The organism is Pseudomonas sp. Pseu.R1, from assembly GCF_045764065.1.
GTDB lineage: Bacteria > Pseudomonadota > Gammaproteobacteria > Pseudomonadales > Pseudomonadaceae > Aquipseudomonas.
In genome coordinates, this window is sequence record NZ_JBJGEE020000001.1 from 1,845,123 (window position 1) to 1,862,848 (window position 17,726).

General features: G+C 49.8%; 13 protein-coding genes. 2 read left to right on the forward strand and 11 right to left on the reverse strand.

Annotation, left to right across the window (positions count from 1 at the left end; all coding sequences use genetic code 11):
- The first annotated feature begins 140 nt into the window (after window positions 1-140).
- A complete protein-coding gene (locus ACI5GA_RS08620) occupies window positions 141-845 on the forward strand; it encodes a Crp/Fnr family transcriptional regulator (protein ID WP_421422543.1) in 705 nt (234 codons plus the stop codon).
- 185 nt (window positions 846-1,030) lie between these two features.
- Here ACI5GA_RS08620 and dld read toward each other — a convergent pair whose 3' ends face one another.
- The 11 genes from dld to ACI5GA_RS08675 form a co-directional block, all read right to left on the reverse strand.
- On the reverse strand, window positions 1,031-2,797 hold the full coding sequence (gene dld / locus ACI5GA_RS08625) for a D-lactate dehydrogenase (RefSeq protein ID WP_421422544.1): 1,767 nt from the start codon (window positions 2,795-2,797) through the stop codon (window positions 1,031-1,033).
- A 513-nt stretch (window positions 2,798-3,310) separates the two neighbouring features.
- Complete coding sequence (locus ACI5GA_RS08630) at window positions 3,311-5,194, reverse strand: FUSC family protein (RefSeq protein WP_421422545.1); 1,884 nt, start codon at window positions 5,192-5,194, stop codon at window positions 3,311-3,313.
- 119 nt (window positions 5,195-5,313) lie between these two features.
- Window positions 5,314-6,366, reverse strand: a complete 1,053-nt coding sequence (gene mdtN / locus ACI5GA_RS08635; RefSeq protein ID WP_421422546.1) for a multidrug transporter subunit MdtN — start codon at window positions 6,364-6,366, stop codon at window positions 5,314-5,316.
- Window positions 6,367-6,380: 14 nt separating this feature from the next.
- The gene (locus ACI5GA_RS08640) at window positions 6,381-6,659 is read right to left on the reverse strand and encodes a YtcA family lipoprotein (protein ID WP_421422547.1); all 279 of its coding nucleotides are present in this window, start codon (window positions 6,657-6,659) and stop codon (window positions 6,381-6,383) included.
- A gap of 647 nt (window positions 6,660-7,306) precedes the next feature.
- On the reverse strand, window positions 7,307-8,263 hold the full coding sequence (locus ACI5GA_RS08645) for a LysR family transcriptional regulator (RefSeq protein ID WP_421422548.1): 957 nt from the start codon (window positions 8,261-8,263) through the stop codon (window positions 7,307-7,309).
- A gap of 2,421 nt (window positions 8,264-10,684) precedes the next feature.
- Window positions 10,685-11,095 (reverse strand): hypothetical protein, encoded by a 411-nt coding sequence (locus tag ACI5GA_RS08650; protein WP_421422549.1) that lies wholly within the window; start codon window positions 11,093-11,095, stop codon window positions 10,685-10,687.
- Complete coding sequence (locus ACI5GA_RS08655) at window positions 11,076-11,864, reverse strand: hypothetical protein (protein ID WP_421422550.1); 789 nt, start codon at window positions 11,862-11,864, stop codon at window positions 11,076-11,078. The genes ACI5GA_RS08650 and ACI5GA_RS08655 overlap by 20 nt, the downstream gene beginning before the upstream one ends.
- Before the next feature lie 311 nt (window positions 11,865-12,175).
- Window positions 12,176-12,619, reverse strand: a complete 444-nt coding sequence (locus ACI5GA_RS08660; protein ID WP_421422551.1) for a response regulator — start codon at window positions 12,617-12,619, stop codon at window positions 12,176-12,178.
- 151 nt (window positions 12,620-12,770) lie between these two features.
- A complete protein-coding gene (locus ACI5GA_RS08665; protein WP_421422552.1) occupies window positions 12,771-14,474 on the reverse strand; it encodes a hypothetical protein in 1,704 nt (567 codons plus the stop codon).
- Between the two features lie 250 nt (window positions 14,475-14,724).
- On the reverse strand, window positions 14,725-15,435 hold the full coding sequence (locus ACI5GA_RS08670) for an XdhC family protein (protein WP_421422553.1): 711 nt from the start codon (window positions 15,433-15,435) through the stop codon (window positions 14,725-14,727).
- 391 nt (window positions 15,436-15,826) lie between these two features.
- Window positions 15,827-16,606 carry a hypothetical protein gene (locus tag ACI5GA_RS08675; RefSeq protein ID WP_421422554.1) on the reverse strand — a complete coding sequence of 260 codons (780 nt, stop codon included), beginning with the start codon at window positions 16,604-16,606 and terminating at the stop codon, window positions 15,827-15,829.
- A 167-nt stretch (window positions 16,607-16,773) separates the two neighbouring features.
- Here ACI5GA_RS08675 and ACI5GA_RS08680 point away from each other — a divergent pair, with 167 nt between their 5' ends.
- On the forward strand, window positions 16,774-17,475 hold the full coding sequence (locus tag ACI5GA_RS08680; protein ID WP_421422555.1) for a Crp/Fnr family transcriptional regulator: 702 nt from the start codon (window positions 16,774-16,776) through the stop codon (window positions 17,473-17,475).
- The last annotated feature ends 251 nt before the right edge of the window (window positions 17,476-17,726 follow it).

Consider the following 17,726-nt stretch of genomic DNA (forward strand, 5'->3'; position numbering starts at 1 on the left):
ATTCCCAGCGAGCGCTAGGGATTGTCCGGGGGTTACGAAGACCAACGCGCGTGCGTGGCACTGGTCTTGCTTGTCCTGCCCCCTAATGATCCGTCCAACAACTGCTTCTTTCTGTCGGCAAGCCGACACATTGGTGCGAAATGCATTCCGAAATTCAAAGTTATCGGCCGCAATTAGCTGTCACGCAGTGGTACAGAGGCATACCTGCTGACTTGCAAGACTATCTGCTTGCCCATTCCAGCTTAGTACGAGTAGGCAAAGGCCAGCGCCTTTATAAGCGAGGGGATAGCTTTTCCGGTCTGTACGCCATCCTCGACGGAGCATTAGCAATGGGTACAGTGGTCGCAGACGGTAGAGAAGCCTTGCATGCCGTTCTCGGCCCCACCGCCTGGATCGGTGAGATTTCGATGTTCGACGGGCTGCCACGCCCGCATGACGCGTTAGCCATGACTAACGTTTTGGTACTCCACGTACATGGATCAGCGCTTAAAAAACTGCTTGCGGACAAGCCCGCATACTGGGCCTACTTCGGTATGTTGATGGCGCAGAAGATTCGCGTTTCTTTCGAGAATAACGAATCTATGCAACTGCTCTCAGCCGCTCAGCGACTGGCAAGCCGCCTACTGTTGATTGCCGGTGGCTACAGTGGAATCTCGCAAACACAAAGTACCTTGAAGATCGCGCAGGATACATTAGGGTCTATGATTTCTCTGACTCGACAGACTACCAACTTACTGCTTAAAAATTTAGAGGGTCAGGGTATCATTTCCTTGAAAGTTGGAGAGATTACAATCCGTGACTTTGAACGCCTTAGGGCAGCCAGTCTTGGAAACGCCATCCATTAATGCATGAAACTGTTTTTTATACGGCAAGAATGCAGCAACTCTTAGTAAGCATACCCGACACCCTTTTAAATCGATGGCAGGCAGCGCCATGCCGCCTGCTCGACTGAAGACCGTTACATCAATTTTAAGATGGTGGTACTGATGTCGGCTATTAGTCAGTCAGTGTTGGTGACAATTCACTGACGTTAATGATTGAACTGAGATGATCGGTTGCCCCCGGCAGGGTCGTCGTAGAAAGCAAATTTGGATGTATGACCGATGCCTGGGTTGAAACAGTTACAAGGATCAAGCGTCTTGTAATGATCTCGGAGCGCTGGTTTCGCATAGTAGAGATGCCCTACGTTGTGCTCGGCGGGATACTCCGCTCCCCGCTTGTCCAGTAGCTTCCACATTTGGTGTTCCAGCGCCATTGGGTCATGACCTTTCTGGATGATGTAATCTTGGTGAAATACGTGGCACAGGAAGTGGCCGTAGTAGAGTTTGAGAATGATCGGCTTTTCGATTTCAGCAGGGAGATGCTCAAACCACTCACGCTCGTTGCGCGGTAGCGCGATATCCAGAGCCAGGATGTTTTCCACAGTTCGGGTGTGCACTGCCCGATACCGATTTGCAGCGCCTGCTGCTGCAAAACGATGCAGAAAAGCCTTCTCGCCTTCCTCTTCACTACATTCGAAATAACCACCACTCGCTTCAAGAAAATAGTCATTCAGATATTGGCGCGCCTCCTCTGCGCCTTCGGCGCTGACCTTGAGTAGCAAGTGATGCTCATATGTTTTGTGATATTCCTGCAAGCGTTTCGGAAGGTGGTTGGGGAAGAGCGTACTCGCGAATTGCATCACCCTATCAGTGAAATTTGAGGGCAGGAATGATAATTTTGAAAACCAGCTATCAAATTTAGCTTTCAGCGCGAAGAGACCAGGTAAACGTGAAGTTCCGAGGTAATGGATGAGCAAAAAAGTGTCTTTGCCGTACTTCTCCGCAATTTCAAAAGCGTCCCTGTGAAGGTATTCACCTGAAATTGGTAGATGTTTGAAATCAGCCAGAACCGCGCGGCGTATGGCGGTCAGCTCGTCGGCATGATTAGTACCGATGTAGAATACCTTGGCGTTCTTCTGTGCTTCGAATGTGTCCAACCGTACTGCAAACACCATGACCTTGCCTGCTGAGCCGGAAGATTCAAACAGGCGGTTCGGGTCAGCGTTGAAACGCGCTGGAGTCGGTTCCTCGACTTGGCGCACATGGTCTACATAGTTATGATCGTGACAGACGCTTTCGTTGTGAATGATGTCGGAATCTTTGAAGTTCCCATCGTCCAATAGTCCCAAAAACTCCTCTTCGGTGGCTTCAACTTGAAGTCCCAAGTGGTTGACCAGTTCGAGCTTGCCTTCATCAGTCACACGGGCGAAAACGGTCATTTGGGTGTACGCGGGTCCGCGCTGAACCAACGCTCCACCTGAGTTGTTGCAAATGCCGCCAAATACGGACGCACCGATGCAGCTTGAGCCGATCACCGAATGTGGCTCGCGGCCCAGTGGAAGCAATGCCTTCTCTAACTGATCCAAGGTTGCACCGGGAAGACAGATCACCTGAACACCATTCTCAATCAGGTAGATCTTTTTAATTCGAGCTGTACTGATGATCACAATTTCTCGGTCGTAATCATCTCCGTCTGGCGTGGAGCCACCAGTAAGACCGGTATTAGACGCCTGACCGATTACGATGACGCCAGCTTCGATGCAAGCCTTCAGGGCACGCCACTGTTCTACCAGAGTTCCAGGTCGCACAACTGCGAGCGCTTTCCCAGACCCAAATCGAATTCCGGTTCTGTATCGTTTGGTTTGGCTTGCCTCGGTCAAGACGTGCTTGGAACCGCAAATTTTGATTAACTTATCAATCAGGGGACGATAGGCATGAGTGTTACCTGTGATGTTCACGGTTGACGCTGATGACATGATGACTCCTTCCAAAGAATTATGCTTGCCAGGTGTTAAATAGTCTGCCGTCCAATTTTAGGCATAAAAACGAGCCGCAGGGTAAAATGTGTGCACAAGTAAAGCACTTCCTTAACGATCACTGCCAAGTGCCTAGGCCGTCTAGCCAGATGAATCGCAACTCGCACGGGAAGTTAGGTGAACAATCAGCATATCTTTACCTTCCATTCGCAATACTCTGAGGATCGGATTATGCTTCCAAGCTTTGAGCGGAAGTGTTGCGGCGAAGTGTTTCCGGCATCAGCGCTGAGCATGTTCGACTCCTTCAGCAATATTTCTACCAATAGAGAAGCTCGGTTTTTTCGGCCAATCCACGCACAAAGAGCTTATGGATGCCAAATCGCATCATTTGATGCCCATCAGCACGCATATATGCACAAGTAGATTCAAGGTATGACCGTACATCCGAAAAGCGACAACGTCTGTCTCTGCTTGGCCCATTTCTGCTTAAGGGGGTAACCGAATTGATAAAACCTATAACATCGGAAGAGATCGCCCTAATGCAGCCATCTCACCCATTCTGCTCGCTAAAGGGTCTAGGTGAGAGTTTGACTCTAGCTGCGGATAGTCACCTAGTATCGTTGATGGCTCCAAGCTGCCCCTTAAACAAGCTATGTATTTTTCCAGCCACAGCGCCATATTTTCGCGATCACGATCCAGTACGTCCTGCATAAGCTGCGGTGTGTACTCAGCCCGTGCGAAGTACGCTCGCATGAATTGATCACTCAGCAGATGAAACTCTCGAGTCTGAGCCAAAAGGGTTTGAGCGGCAATGATGAGATCCTCTTGATCGCCCTGCCGCCAGCCGGGCTCTAAGGCCACTCTCGCTAATGATGACTCGCAAACTGCGACCTGCGCTGAAGAACGCAGATTCAGTGCCTGTAGCTTCTCGTCTGCACCTGAAGGATGATCAGTTGAAATGCGCAATCGATCCACTACCGCAGTTAATGCATCGCTTAATCTCCGGGCTACACCGTCACCTTCACGTTCAGGCCAAAGGACAGCTTGAATGAAGGTACCGACCAGCAATCCTATAACCACACCAATTATTCGATCTCGTATTTCAGTTAAGTCAGTGGTTGGTCCGAATTCATCAAGCAAAGCCAAGGCGAAGCAAAACATTATCTGAACGCCCGCGTAGCTGATGCGCTCCGACCCCGCAGCAACCCACGCTCCCAAGCCTATGATAGGCAAGCTCATCAACAGGAGTCCGATTATGTTGTCTATGAGCGGAATGATGAATACAACGGAGGCCATAGCCAGGACACTGCCCACCAAACATCCGTACAAACGCAGGAGGCCCTTTTGCATAGCTGCGCCCAAACTGGGTAATGCAATAATCACGCAGGTGAGCATGGAGGTGTGGATGCCCGACCAGTCCACCGCACTGTAAAAAACATAACAAATGCAAGTGGCGATCCATGTCTTAACCGCAAATTGAAGGTAGTTTGGATTGGTAAACGCATCAGCTGCAAAAAGGGGGTCAGCCACTTTGGTCAATGGTCGGCTTGCGGCATCGCTTCTGGTCCTGAGCATACGCAGTGCGTCGCATATTTCTCTTAAAGCTGGATCAACTGACGAGCACTCCAGAATGGGGCACTGCATGCCAGCTAACGCCCCCCCTCCATGCCTATGTAGCATCTCTGCAAGTTTGGAACATTGGGCTTGGACCTGCGTCAGCGTTCTGAAATCGTCCGGTATTGAAGAGAGACTCGCCACAGCAGCATAGAGCCGAGACACCGCCGTGATCAGTACGAGCCATTCAGCCTCGCTCTTCTTCGAAACCTCATCACGCATTGAAGAAAACTTGAGCAGTTTATGCAAGCTGAGCATTCCATTCTGTACTTGACCAGGAAGTATTCTGGCTTCATAAACTCTCCCAGCAACCAAGGCGTTCAAACGAGCCTCTATCTGGCTCACCTGCCTTTCCAATGTGTCGCACAGTTGTCTCTGCGGCTGCTGCGTAAGCAGCAGCGTATTCATCAGCAGCATCACCAACGTTGGATAAACCACCGCTACCCATACCCATAAGCAGAGGCGCAACAACCTCTCAGGCTGGGCAATTAGGTCGACTTGGCTCTGAATGAATATGGTGACAATCGCGACAAGAAAAAAAACAGGGCCTAGCCGCGTCGCACGCATCGCGAACATACTCGCGATGAATACGACGCTGGCGCCGAGGATGCGCAGCAAAGGGTAACCATAGGTCAGTTTGAGCAGGAGGACAGAGACCGCTACCGCAGCTGTAATCCCTGCGACAAACAAGATGCCCGTAATCCTTGTGAGCACCACGTTGGACTGACTGACAAAGAAAACAATGACGAGTGAAAGCGACAATAGCGGCACTTCAAGGGTCATGGACAGTATAATTACAATCGAACATCCCATCAGGCTACGTAGTACAGCATTTCCACGTCCGGGATAGCTCGCCAACTCCGTGGCGAGAAAAGCCCACCCTCGTTCGGGCCATGCATGGCTCACCGCGATTTGCCTTTTGGCTCGTCAGCGTCAATGACTGCTACTGCTGAAGCACCAATTCGAAAAAGCGCAGGATCGGGGCTTTCAACACGAATACGTACGGGAAAACGTTGAGCAACGCGAACCCAATTGATGGTCCTCGCAACCTTAGGCAAGCCATTCACTTGAGAGCCTCCGTCGTCGGGGAATACACCGAACCCAATCGACTCTACAACACCAGAAAATCTGTAGCCGCTGTTACTCATCAGGTAGACCGTACTACGACTGCCTGTATGGATGCCGTTCAGTTCGCCCTCTCGGAAGTTGGCTACGACGAACCAATGACGAGTATCAATCAGACTGAATACCGAGTGTCCTGCCGAGGCATACTGTCCTTCTGAAGTATTCAGCCCAACGATGCGTCCTTTGAAAGGTGCCTTCACAAGGCAGCGCTCAAGGTCAAGCTCTGCGCGAGCGATTTGCGCCAGCACTCCCTCTCGTTGCGCTACCAAGTCGTCTACTCCGCTGATAGCAGCCGTTGCTTGCTTGGCTTGTAATACAGTCGTATGTAAATCTGCACTGGCGGTTCTGGCAGAGGTTTTAGCCTGATCAAGCTGTTCCTGCGACACAAAGCCACGATCATGCAGTTGCTCAAGCCTTCTCTCGGTATCGGCATTTTGTGCAGCTGTTGCCTTGGCTCGCTCGATGCTGGCATGCACTGCCTCAGAATTGAGCTGCTGAGAATCGACACGGCGCTGACCGAGCATGATTTGCTTGTCCAAGGTTTGAAGCGAAGCTCGTGCTTGCTCAAGCGCTATTTGGTAGGGCCTTGGATCAATCCGCATAAGCACCTGCCCGGACTCGACCTCCTGGTTCTCACTGACGGGCAGCTCTACAAGCTTGCCACTGACCTCTGGCGTAACGTCAATGGTGTTAGCGAAGGCGTATGCGTCATCTGTTCGCGGTGCTGTGTCCAGTCGCCAGACCACTGCCATAAGTAGAACAAATGCAATCACCAGCAGGCTCACAACCACTAGACGCCTGGACGCCTTCACCGTGGCATTCGTTGTCATATCAATGGTTCCAGTTAGACGTGAAAAAACAACAGCCAAGCACTCAGCGCGACGATGGTCGTCAGTAGAAATTGTGTAATCGCTGAAGGTCCCCACCACTGACTTGCGCCGTAGCGGTTCACTAATGCGTGGAAGAGGAGACTGAATAGCACCCCACCCACAATGCAAAATAGCCAATCTGGGAAGTAGGCGCCTAACACGGGGACAGAAGGGCCGTTGCTACAAGCGACGAGGAGAAGTGAAGAGGTCGCGATTGTTAGACTCGGAATCAGCTTTGTTCGGCCTACGGTCATTCATCTTCCTGCCCGGTGTGATGGGTTGTTTCCGGACGCGGATCGGGCGTACCGTGTTTCTTTTACCAACGGTGGGTTTAGGCAGAGCGCTGCTAGGTAAAGTGGGATAAGTCTACCTCTAGGTACGCCCTGCTCTGGGTCCCCGGCCCTGGTCGCCTTCAGCAATCAAGTCACCGGCAGCTGGCGATCCCGCCAGGCCATCATGCCTTTCCTCTTTCGTGGTTGGGGTAATCGGGAAAGGTTATAACCGCCCAGACACCCGAAATTTTATTAGGCGTAATCATCCATCCAAAAAGAGCTTCTTTACTGTCGGGAAGCCGACACACGCGAGATGAAATGTTTCCTAAGGTCAAGGATAAAAACAGCAATCAGCAGTCACCTCCTGGTGAAAGAATTAGCCTGTTGACCTAGGCGACTCTCTCTCGACCATTCCAGTTTAGCCCACTCCACAAGAGCCATCACCGGTACAGGTATGGCGATAGCTCTCTATGGCTGAATACGATCCGTGACGAGTTGTCCATGACTCACGCCATCGACGAGCTGTTGAAATCTACAGTCCGCGCTCTATGGCCTAAAATCCTCATGCACCTTACTGGCGTGGGACGCCCCTGATGTAGTAATGAGTTCTTGCCAGCCCCGCGAACGCCTTAGCCCAGTGAAACACGCGCTCGCATTTCTACATTTTTCATTTTGCAGTCCTGAACGGCTCGAACATTGAGCAAGTCGTTGCGTAGGTGATCGATCCAAGTCCGAACTTTCGCACTGACGTACCGCCGTGACGGGTAGACGGCGTAGACATCCAGATCAGGTACATCATGCCTTGGCAATACCCGAATCAGATTTCCGGCCTGAATCCCTGGAAGCGCCAAATGATTGGGCAGGATGCCAATCCCCATACCCCTCGTTATTGCTGCATGCATTGCGTCAGCAGAGTTGAATTGAAATGGGACCCTTTTCGGAGAAATCGATTCAGCACCATAGGGCCCATAAAACAGCCAATTACCTCGATGATGCTGTGAATGGTTGAGCATCAGGCAATCATGAAAATCCAGTTCATCCACAATCTCCGGCAGGTTGAACCTCATTTGGTACTGCGTCGAAACACAAAGCGTGCTGGAGAGCGCTCCTATTTGCTGCGCCACGTTAGCCGAATCACGCAGTCCTGTGCCTACCACAACAGACAGATCGAACCCCTCCTCTATTAGGTTTGGTAGATAGCTGCCGAGATGGAAATCGAACGAGACGCTAGGGTGCTTATTTTGGTAATTGACCATGGCGTCTATCAGGAAGCTAGTACCCACTCCTGGCATGGTGTGTACCTTCAATACGCCTACCGCCTTATCGTGCACGGCCTCCATCTCCGACTCTGCCAGCAAGATGGAAGCCAGTATGTCTTCGCACCGTAAACAATAGGCGCTTCCTGCTTCTGTGAGCGCGACATGTCTAGTGTTGCGTTGAAGAAGACGCGTCTGAAGATGCGACTCCAGATTGGCGACTGACCTTGAGATACTAGCGGTGGTGGTCTGCATCTGAGCGGCAGCGGCAGTGAAACTGCCTGTCTGGGCCACACACACAAAAGCACGCATACAGTTCAACATATTCATGACACCTCCTGTTTCACTCAGAAGCCATTTCCGTTGGTTTATCTCTGCCGTTTTACACTTGTCGCTTACTGCGTTGTTGTTCACTGACGAGCAATTCTAGGAGTCGCCCACCGGCCGCTGGCGTGACGCCAATGGTATTCCCGAATGCGTATCTGCCGTCCATTGCCGGTGCCATTCCCAAGCGCCAAACCAGTGCACTACGCAGCACAGGTGCGAAGCCTCCGCCGTGGCCTTCGTTTGCATTTTCAAAGGTTACGATCAAACGTTGAAAAACACCGGCCAGTCACCCAGCGCAACGACAGTCGTCAGTAAACTGGGATAAGCGCTGGACGTCACCACCCCGCGCCTGCGCCGTGGCGATGCACTAAGCCGTGGACAAGAAGACTGAATAGCAGCCCGCTCACGATGTAAAAATAGCCAATCTAAGAAATAGGCACCTACCACTAGAACAGGAAGCGCTGTCTCTACAAGCGACGAGAAGAACAGGAAAGCTCACAATTGCTAGATTGATCTTCGCTGGCTTTGCGGTCATTCATCTTCCTGCCCGGTGTGATGGGTGTGCTTAACCGGACGCAGGATAAAGTGTGCGGTCGACGTTTTTGCATGGGCTTTGATCTCTGTAATCGGTCTAGGGCTGGTAGGTTCTGAGTGATAAACCTACCTCTGGGCAGACCCTGCTTTTCTAGCCCCCTGTTCTGATCGGTATAAGCAAATAGACCATAGGCAATTGGCGACCCCGCTCGCCATCATGCTCATCCTCGGTTGTGCTCTGAGCAATCTGTAGAGGCGGTGACCGCGTTGAAACCTGGAATCCTGCTAATCATCAGTCCAAGGATGGCTTATTAACTGTCGGGAAGCCGACATATGCGGAATAAAATATTTCCCACCTCAAGGCTAGAAACCGCAAACAGCACTCGCGCTCTGGCGCAAGAATTTACCCGTGGGGCAGCACTACTATGTGTTTAATGTTCCAGCTCGGTCCACTCCACGAGAATGAACGCCAAGACTGGTATGGTGATATCTTTCACGCTGATGCGATTCTGGGCGGAACACTAGTAAATGCCACGCTTTATGCGAACGGTGAAGAAGTCGTAGGACATGCCCGTCCCAACAGGAAGCGTTTCTAGAGCGACCGCTGTGACCTGGCAACCCCTCTGGGCCAATTCCGCGCAGCGGGTATCTTGGGACGTAGACCGCTTCCCAAAATTAGCCAACGTGATGGCATGCAGTTCCATCCTACTTTTCCAGCTGGTAGAGATCGCCAACAACAGACGAAGGGATCATCGCCGTCTTGGGCTGAATCAATTAGATGTCCAAAGGACTAGTAATTGGACCAATACGATTACCCAATAAAGCGAGGCTGCTCCCAAAAACATCAGAATCCGCAGGATGACTTTTAGTGGTGCTACATACCGAAACCAAGAGAGCCTTACGTCTTGAACCATGCGTTCGGCACAGCGTACAAAATAAGGAGGGCCGGTAACTCTGCGTTGGTACTCATAATTGCAATACCTATTTCCTCCTTAGGCGATAGATTTTCGAAAATCATATGTGGCGCGAACCCTGATTAACCGTAAGGGCGGCCAGGCCAGAAAATGGTGTATAACGGCTTCAATTGAATATTTACCCTACTTTGTTAACGGTCTCCCTTCCCGAATTGACTACCTTAATTGACGCTGAGAAAACGCGCTGGGTTGGAAGGAGAAAGGCTCCCTACGGCATGCGTATGAACGTCCGTAATAAGTCGATAGCCTTCGCTTGCGGATGGCCACTCACAGGCCTGAGCTACCTCGAATGGGATTAAGCAACCCTATTCATTCAGAATGCCTGATAGCGTACACACCGGTCGTCCTTTGTTGGTGATGACGAATGCGTAGCCCCTAGCGGCCAATACGATCAGACGACTGAGTAGTCGCCGAGCCTGGCTACATGTGAAAGTAGTGAGCATGGTTTGCGCTCCCGCTGTATCTGTACCGCTAAGAGCGCACGCTGCGTTCTTTGTAATTTCACTTGATAAAAACAAAAAAACACCAAAGCGCTTATGGCCCCTAGCACTGGCCAAAGTCAATATCACGTAAAAAAATCTAGATTCCAAAGACCTGCAAACGGCCGCCCCCTGCATCCATGTTCGTACCTAGCTTTATCCAAGCGAGTATAGCTTGGCTACCTCACAATGCTGGATGATCACCATCGACACACGGACTTTTTTCAAACTCAGACATTGCGAGGTGGTGTTGGATTTTTAACCATCAAGAATCGCTATATGAAAGGTCGATCCTTTGCCCGCAAGAAGCCCGCTATGGCTCGAAATCTGCTGATCATGGCTAATCGCTTCGATAAGCAGTTGCGGAAGGCGAGAGGCATAATTCGGCGAGGACCGGGTACTAGTGCTTGCCATCTAATGGGCACCAAACTCACTTCTCAGTCCTTTTTATACGATGCAATGTCTGGACTGGATGCGCGGAGTCGATCAAGGCGTTTTACAAGCAACCGAGCCTCCATGAGTTTCATTTTTGCACGCTGAGGCCCAATGTTTCCGCTTAACTGGTAATCACAAAGATATCGAAATTTTTTTATTGACTGCACCCCTTCCGCCAGTGATTTGGAATTTTCAGTTCCGAGGCCATGAAGTACCCATATCGCTGACGCTTTAAGTTCATTGAAATCCATATCGACAGCGAAAAGCCCTTTCTCTTCAATCACTTCTTTGACCTTATAGTAAACACCGTAATAGACACGGCTGCCTGTAGATCTTAATTCGAACTCACTAATATCATTTGCTAACAATCTAGTCTCAGCCAGATCTAGAAAATCAGACCCAATTACTTTCATGGTCATTTTCCATCGGAGAAACACCTACGCTGATGTGCTCAGAGTAATCGAAGTCAAATTGACTGGCAAGAACGTCATACACTACGAAATTTAGATGCACAAGCTTATCAACATCCTCATCCACGATAACTTCATAGACAATCCCAAACTCACCGACTAAAACTCTAGACGCTCTGAGCATGTAGCCTGAATCATTAACCAACTTAGTTAGTGCCAAGATTCGCTCGGAAATTTTCACTTCATCCAAGCTGTGTTTCTCAATGTACCGGGCTGCGGGCAAAACTTCCGGCATGGTATTGACCAATTGCTGGAAGCGAGTAGGATCAATCTCGGCTATCTTTTGCAATATTACATAGGCGCTTCGGTAAAACCCGGAAACTTGGCAAATCTCTAGAATATTTTCCAATCTCGTTAAATTTCCGTGCGGAAATGCGCGCGCGAGCATCTGGGAAATAAGCTGTGGGCCACCGAATATCCGAGCCATGCTTGCTCTGATTACATACCAAGCTGATGTATCACCGTAGATTGCGTAATATTTGTTGATAACAATTTTCGCTTGTACGGCGTCGCCTCTAATCCCATGCATATTCGCTTCCATCAATAGCGATGATGCGAGAAGCTCTCCAGTGCTACCTAGCAACTTCACTACATTGAAGAGTTTCCTCCAGCCAACTTCGTTTAAGCGCCCCGCTTTCCTCTGCGCGGCACCAAAAATGACAATTTCAGCGCTAAGTTCATTGAGTGCCGTTGCCGTAAATAATGCTGCCAAGGTGAACCCCTAAATATATTCTGAGGAAGTACTGTTTATTTGAACAGCGATTGAAAATGTCATAAAACTGATGTGAAGCCACCCACTATCACGCCGATTACGTCCCTCCCCCTGCGGGTGGCGATACGATGAATTGGTGCAGATACGCAGATGTGACATGAACTCTTCTCCCGCTCAAAGAACAGAGCATAATGCTGAAAGTTCGCTTCCATGCTAATCAGAGGGCTGAAGCGCGTCAGCTTACAAGGCTTAGAGGTCTGTGGTTTTGCTCATCGGTTCGAGAGCAAGCCAGCAGGCCCAATACTCCCCTGCTATTCCCGATTTGGTAATCGCTTATGTACGTGCGACGCCGTCAACAAAAAATAGACGAGGTTGGCCACAGTCTCAAAATCAAACGGCTTCTCTAGCACGTGAACAAATAGGTCCGGCCTTCCGAAACCAATATAGGCTTGAGCGCCACTCATGAGCATGATGGGGATATGCGAGACTTGTTCGCGAGCCTTTACGGTTTCAGCGAATTCCAGGCCCGTCATACCAGGCATCAGGTAGTCTGTGATAATGAGATCGGGCCTCTTGCTGGCTAATATGTCGAGAGCTTTACGGGCACATTCAGCCCTTACCGTCAGAAAACCTTCATCCTCCAGGGCAAAACTCAAGCTGTCAGCAATGAGGTATTCGTCATCGATAATCAAGATCGTCGGCATCTCACACCCAAATACGGCGGCATAACCGCGCCCTAATAACGAGACCATCATTAAAGGCAAGCTTATTTTTGTTATCTCGAAAACTTCAAGCTACCTGTACCCTCTAGACCATCACACGCAGCGTATAAAAGCCCTTAAAGCGGCTTGCGCAAAGTGAGCGCGGACTTGAGCTACGCTCATGGCGCATTGCTGGAGTTTTCAACTAGAGCCCTAAGCCTTGGCACTGAATCTGGGTGCCACCTAGATCAGTACGCACGACTAGATTATCAGCCTCGAAAATCGTCCCAATTGATGAGACCACGCTGTCAGGCGCATTAGCTACATAATGCTGAATGAGAGCATCTGGATCTTCGAGAGGCAAGACACCACTGTGCTGCCACGTGGACACCGGTCGATTACTCAGACCATAGAATATTGACCCGCAGTTCAAAATGTTTCTGAGGCTATTCCATTCGTAAGAAACAATCCCTTGTGGCCACAATGTAAAATCAAAATTATAAACGTTGTGAATCAGTAAAAAATGTGAATTATCCGCCGTGCATTCATTCAGCCCTTTCTCGCTGAGAATATCATTCAGCTTCCCCTCCAGCAGCGCCGTTCTAGCATCTAACAACTGCTGAACCCCTTTGTGAAACGGTCCCGAGACTAGATGATCAATATCCCCCGAAATATATGCCTTACCTCCAATCCGCGCATACTTAACTTGTGTGAAAAAAAACTTACTGCGATGCAGATCTTTTATGATTAAATCTACGTCGGGTCTCAAGGAATGATCGTTCACATCTCCTGAAACGAAACCAGTATAAACCCGATAGTTTTTACCGATCTCTTCATTGGCAAAGAAATCAATAACACAGACCTTTTCAAAATAGTCGCCTACAATCTTGTTTAAGGCACCTTCAGATACTTCATTTGCTATAAAATTTATTGTTTTCCTCAGTTGAGTGGTAATACTAGGATTGCCTACGGAAATCCCTCTCGACCTAATAGCAAACACCTTATCCGGCTCAGACTGCGCGTCAGAATAATATCTGATTTTTGCTATGTCCTCTCTCGAAATATCAAGCTTATGAATTAGCTCATTAGGAGCATACGCCATATCATTCTTCGTTTGGCACCACATACAAAGCACTGCTAAATTGCAAAGTTTCTTGATCCACTGGACACTTTGGCTTCGGTCCAATTTACGAGGTAGATTTTCTACAGGTAAGAAAAAAACCTTATCTGCCAACCCTGCGCCTAGCATTGTAATTGCAGCTGGAAACCACCGATACTCATCTGCACCTTTGGGTATACGGTCAATATAGGCAATGTTTGCAATGCAGCTATTCTGCTCCCATCTGTTTGCAAACCACTTCCGGTGAAGCTGCTTTGTAACCTCGGGAGAGGAAGGTGATATTAGAACATGTCCATCTTGCTTGATAGCGATAGCTGTTCCAGTCAACAGCATGAAAAGAACTTCACTGAAAAAATACAGCTTTATAATCTGATGTACTCCGGCATTTGGCGTGGACCAAACGCACTCCTTGATTTTGAAAGAATCTAAGATCCGATCCAGATGCAAATTATTTCCATCGCACGACTTCAGAATCAGTGCTTTTTCAAGGAATTTATCGTGAGGGTGCGAATAACACTCATACACCAAAGGAGCCGAGTCTTTGTGAAAATTATCTAAATTTAACTTTGACGTATTATTCAGCCCGAAATAAATCTCGCCGAGTGATGCAAGAAGCTGCTTCCTCAAATCGTTATAAGCTTTGGCCAATGCATGAGTTTCATCTGTTTGCCTGGGATCGCCCTCGTCAAACGTACGCTCAATGAACTCAACAGGATCAAACTCCAGCGGCGCCTCCAACATTCTTCGCAGAGTGCGGAGTTGACCATTACTTAAACCGTACCAAATCAAAGAAAACCCCCAAAAATTTTATTATATCGACAACGGCGTCCTGCCATGCCTGGCAAATCAAAAACCTAAAACATGGACAATTTAAGCGCTGCACTACTACCCCCTCATTGCTTCGAACGTCGGTCGGGTGAAGGCAGTGGAAATGCAGAATTTTAAGTAGTGCCATAAACCTGAGGCTGACGAGGAAAAATGTTCATGGTCCCACTTCGCCTTTCGCAAGCGCTATAAAACTTCACGGTTAACTGCACTCCTAAGCGCATATGTACGCCATCACACAAATGGTAGTCTCTGCTGGGGTCTTGCTGTCCAGGTGTAGGCCGATAGGAGCGGCAATACTATATTTCTCGCGGAGTAATTCTGTGGTCCTTGCCAGACGCTCCGTTTGCTTTGATATTGTCTTTGATGACCCCATTTGCTCCGATGTAAAAAACGCCTGTGTTCTGACTATCAATGTCAGGTCATCCCGTCGTGGGTCCCGGGTAAGTGCTACAACCGCTGTGGACACATGGCACCCACCTCGTGCAATGAAGATCGCAGGCGAAACATAAAATACTCTGGCCCTTGGCAACGTCATGGACGCCTTCAGGAATGGTTCAGGGCGCGGATTACAGATATTCAACTCGTAGCCAAAAGCTAGTGCAAACACTAGACAAAGCCTGCTAATGGAGAAAGACCTGCGACGATCAGTTGTTTCGTTAGCCTCACGACAATTAATATCTGCGCATTTGACCTGATGAATAAATCGCCTGTAAGCACATGAGGGCAAATCGCCCGAGATCCAGACTCCAAATCGATAGTGCTGTGCGGCCGTCCCCGTGGATAGTGCAAACCCGCATTGGCCTATTCCGCAACGGCATTTGGTCCCCGTCAGCCCGACGACATTTCGTAAAACCCAGAGCAGCGGCATTTTGTCAGAGACATCAAGATCGTGTTCGACGTTGCTGGTCATAAGCCTCTCCATGAGAACTTCTATTCCCTATCTCGAAAGATGAGCCTGCCGGACGACTAATCTGGATTGGTCTAAAGGTCGTCTTGTTAGTAACTGACTTCTGCGTCTTGCGTCACCCCGTCAAGCGGTCCCCCGTCGCGGCGACACGTGTCCTGCTAATACTTTCGGGAAGCAGCGGCCCTATAGCGAGAACCGATGGCTCTAGGTGCTATTCCCTGACTCCCTGACAATCCCAGTCCAGCGTTGCTATGTTTCTGAGCCCCAAGGATTTCCACCTTGAGTCCAGACTTATTGGCTATGATCGGGAGTCAGTGTGGCGCGCCGTCATAGGCCTTCCAACAGCGCGGGCACCCAATCTTCCGCAGGGTATCGGCTCCACGAGTTAGCCAGAACGATGAACTCATCACCGTCCGTCTGCTTGGCTTTTTCGAACTCCAGAAGGAGAAGCGTGCCTGCCAAACAAAGGCTTCCTCTGCCCTTCACATTTTTTGTTGCCTCCGTGAAGAACTACCCCTGGTGCGTAAAGACACAGATGCCGGATCATTGCCGGTGTCATCGCCTCGCGGTGCACCGAGTCGGCGTAGCGATCACGCATCTGATACATGCCTTTGAAGATGTTATGGATAGCCACACTGAGGCCATGAACACCGGACAGGTCATCGTTGCCCCTTGAAGCTAGCATGGCTTTGGCCTGGGTCACCTTGCTGGCTAGTTTCCAACGCAGATTGCGCCACGTATTCCCTGGCGGGAGCGGACCGGCGATCAACTTACCAGCGCCCCACGTTGTCGCATCGGCCTGGGAGGTAGGCTTAAGAAGACGACCGATTGCCTGCTGAAAAAGCAGGCCGACAGGAGCGTCCCTGTTCGCATTTTTCACCCACTCCGCTAATGGTTCGGGGTAGTCGGGCCTGGCGCGGATCTCGGGAGCAGCCGGATTTAGCCTGCGCCAGAAGTCGTGCTGTCGGCTGTTCCGACCGATGGCCGTTCTCGGACCCATCGTGGGGAACCGTTGCCCCTTGTACGACAGCACTTTGAGGATGCGACCGATTAGCAGCCAGTCGAGAAAGGGGGACTGGGACGCGAACGCACGATTTATCGTGCGGTTACGTGCGACTTCGAGGATTTCAGCAGCTTGGTTTAACTTGACGATATTGACCAAACCTGAAATTTTCTTATGCTCCACTATTAGTTTCCTCGGAAAAACTATGCTATTTGCCTAACAATTGCAGGGCAACCGTGCGGGGAGCGTAGTAGGCAGCTGGGTTCGGCAGCTGCCTTACTTATCCTCGAACCTAATCATCCATCCAAAATACAGTTCTATCTGTCGGCTAACCGACACATTGGTGCGAAATGTTTTACGATACTCAGGGCTACCGAGCGCAACTATCAACCACCCCTTGGTATGGGAACCTACCCGTTGAATTACAGGACTATTTGCTTGATCATTCCAATCTAGTTAAAGTTAAAAAGGGCCAGCGCCTTTATAGGCGTGGCGACAGTTTTACAGGGTTGTACGCCATCCTTGAAGGCGCAGTAGCAGTGGGATCGGTTATTGCGGACGGCAGGGAAGCATTGCATGCCGTGCTCTGCCCCACCGCCTGGATCGGCGAAATCTCCATGTTTGACGGACTGCCAAGGCCGAATGACGCTTCAGCAATCAGTAATGTCACCACACTGCATGTTCCAAGCTCAGCGTTGAAAACGCTGCTGGAAAAAAAACCGGCGTACTGGTCCTATTTTGGGATCCTAATGGCACAAAAAATTCGGGTTTCATTTGAAAACCATGAATCGATGCACCTACTGTCTGCCTCACAGCGATTAGCCAGTCGTCTTTTGCTGATCGCGAGTGGCTACTGCGGAATCAATGAAAAACAAACCAGCTTGCGCCTGTCTCAAGACATTTTAGGATCCATGGTTGCGCTAACCCGACAAACCACCAACCAATTGCTTAGAAACCTGGAGACTCAGGGGATCATCGCGCTGAAATTTGGAGAGATCGAGATCAGGGATTACGACCGACTGAAGGCTGCAAGCCTCATGGGCTCTGATTGATAAGTCTAACAGGATCAATAGCTTACCTTGTAGATCGAAGAAAGCTATATGGTCGTAATTGACGAATCGAGGTTTGGGGAGCCCCTTCGAAAAGGGGCCTCCTTACAATAATCGGACCGTGCGTATTGCTGTTTTTTCAACATGATTGGCGATCTGAAATTAGCGTTGATCGCTGTCCTGAGGCTCCATCTCTGAACCAGCAACCGCTGTAAATCCTAATCAACACACCCACCGACAGTACGGCGGTGCAG

Excerpts from the sequence above, each read along its gene's own strand:
- ACI5GA_RS08620 (WP_421422543.1), top strand. The coding sequence starts at position 141 with ATGCATTCCGAAATTCAAAGTTATCGGCCGCAATTAGCTGTCACGCAG.
- dld (WP_421422544.1), bottom strand. The coding sequence starts at position 2,797 with ATGTCATCAGCGTCAACCGTGAACATCACAGGTAACACTCATGCCTAT.
- ACI5GA_RS08630 (WP_421422545.1), bottom strand. The coding sequence starts at position 5,194 with ATGACCCTTGAAGTGCCGCTATTGTCGCTTTCACTCGTCATTGTTTTC.
- mdtN (WP_421422546.1), bottom strand. The coding sequence starts at position 6,366 with ATGACAACGAATGCCACGGTGAAGGCGTCCAGGCGTCTAGTGGTTGTG.
- ACI5GA_RS08640 (WP_421422547.1), bottom strand. The coding sequence starts at position 6,659 with ATGACCGTAGGCCGAACAAAGCTGATTCCGAGTCTAACAATCGCGACC.
- ACI5GA_RS08645 (WP_421422548.1), bottom strand. The coding sequence starts at position 8,263 with ATGAATATGTTGAACTGTATGCGTGCTTTTGTGTGTGTGGCCCAGACA.
- ACI5GA_RS08650 (WP_421422549.1), bottom strand. The coding sequence starts at position 11,095 with ATGAAAGTAATTGGGTCTGATTTTCTAGATCTGGCTGAGACTAGATTG.
- ACI5GA_RS08660 (WP_421422551.1), bottom strand. The coding sequence starts at position 12,619 with ATGATGGTCTCGTTATTAGGGCGCGGTTATGCCGCCGTATTTGGGTGT.
- ACI5GA_RS08670 (WP_421422553.1), bottom strand. The coding sequence starts at position 15,435 with ATGGAGAGGCTTATGACCAGCAACGTCGAACACGATCTTGATGTCTCT.
- ACI5GA_RS08680 (WP_421422555.1), top strand. The coding sequence starts at position 16,774 with ATGTTTTACGATACTCAGGGCTACCGAGCGCAACTATCAACCACCCCT.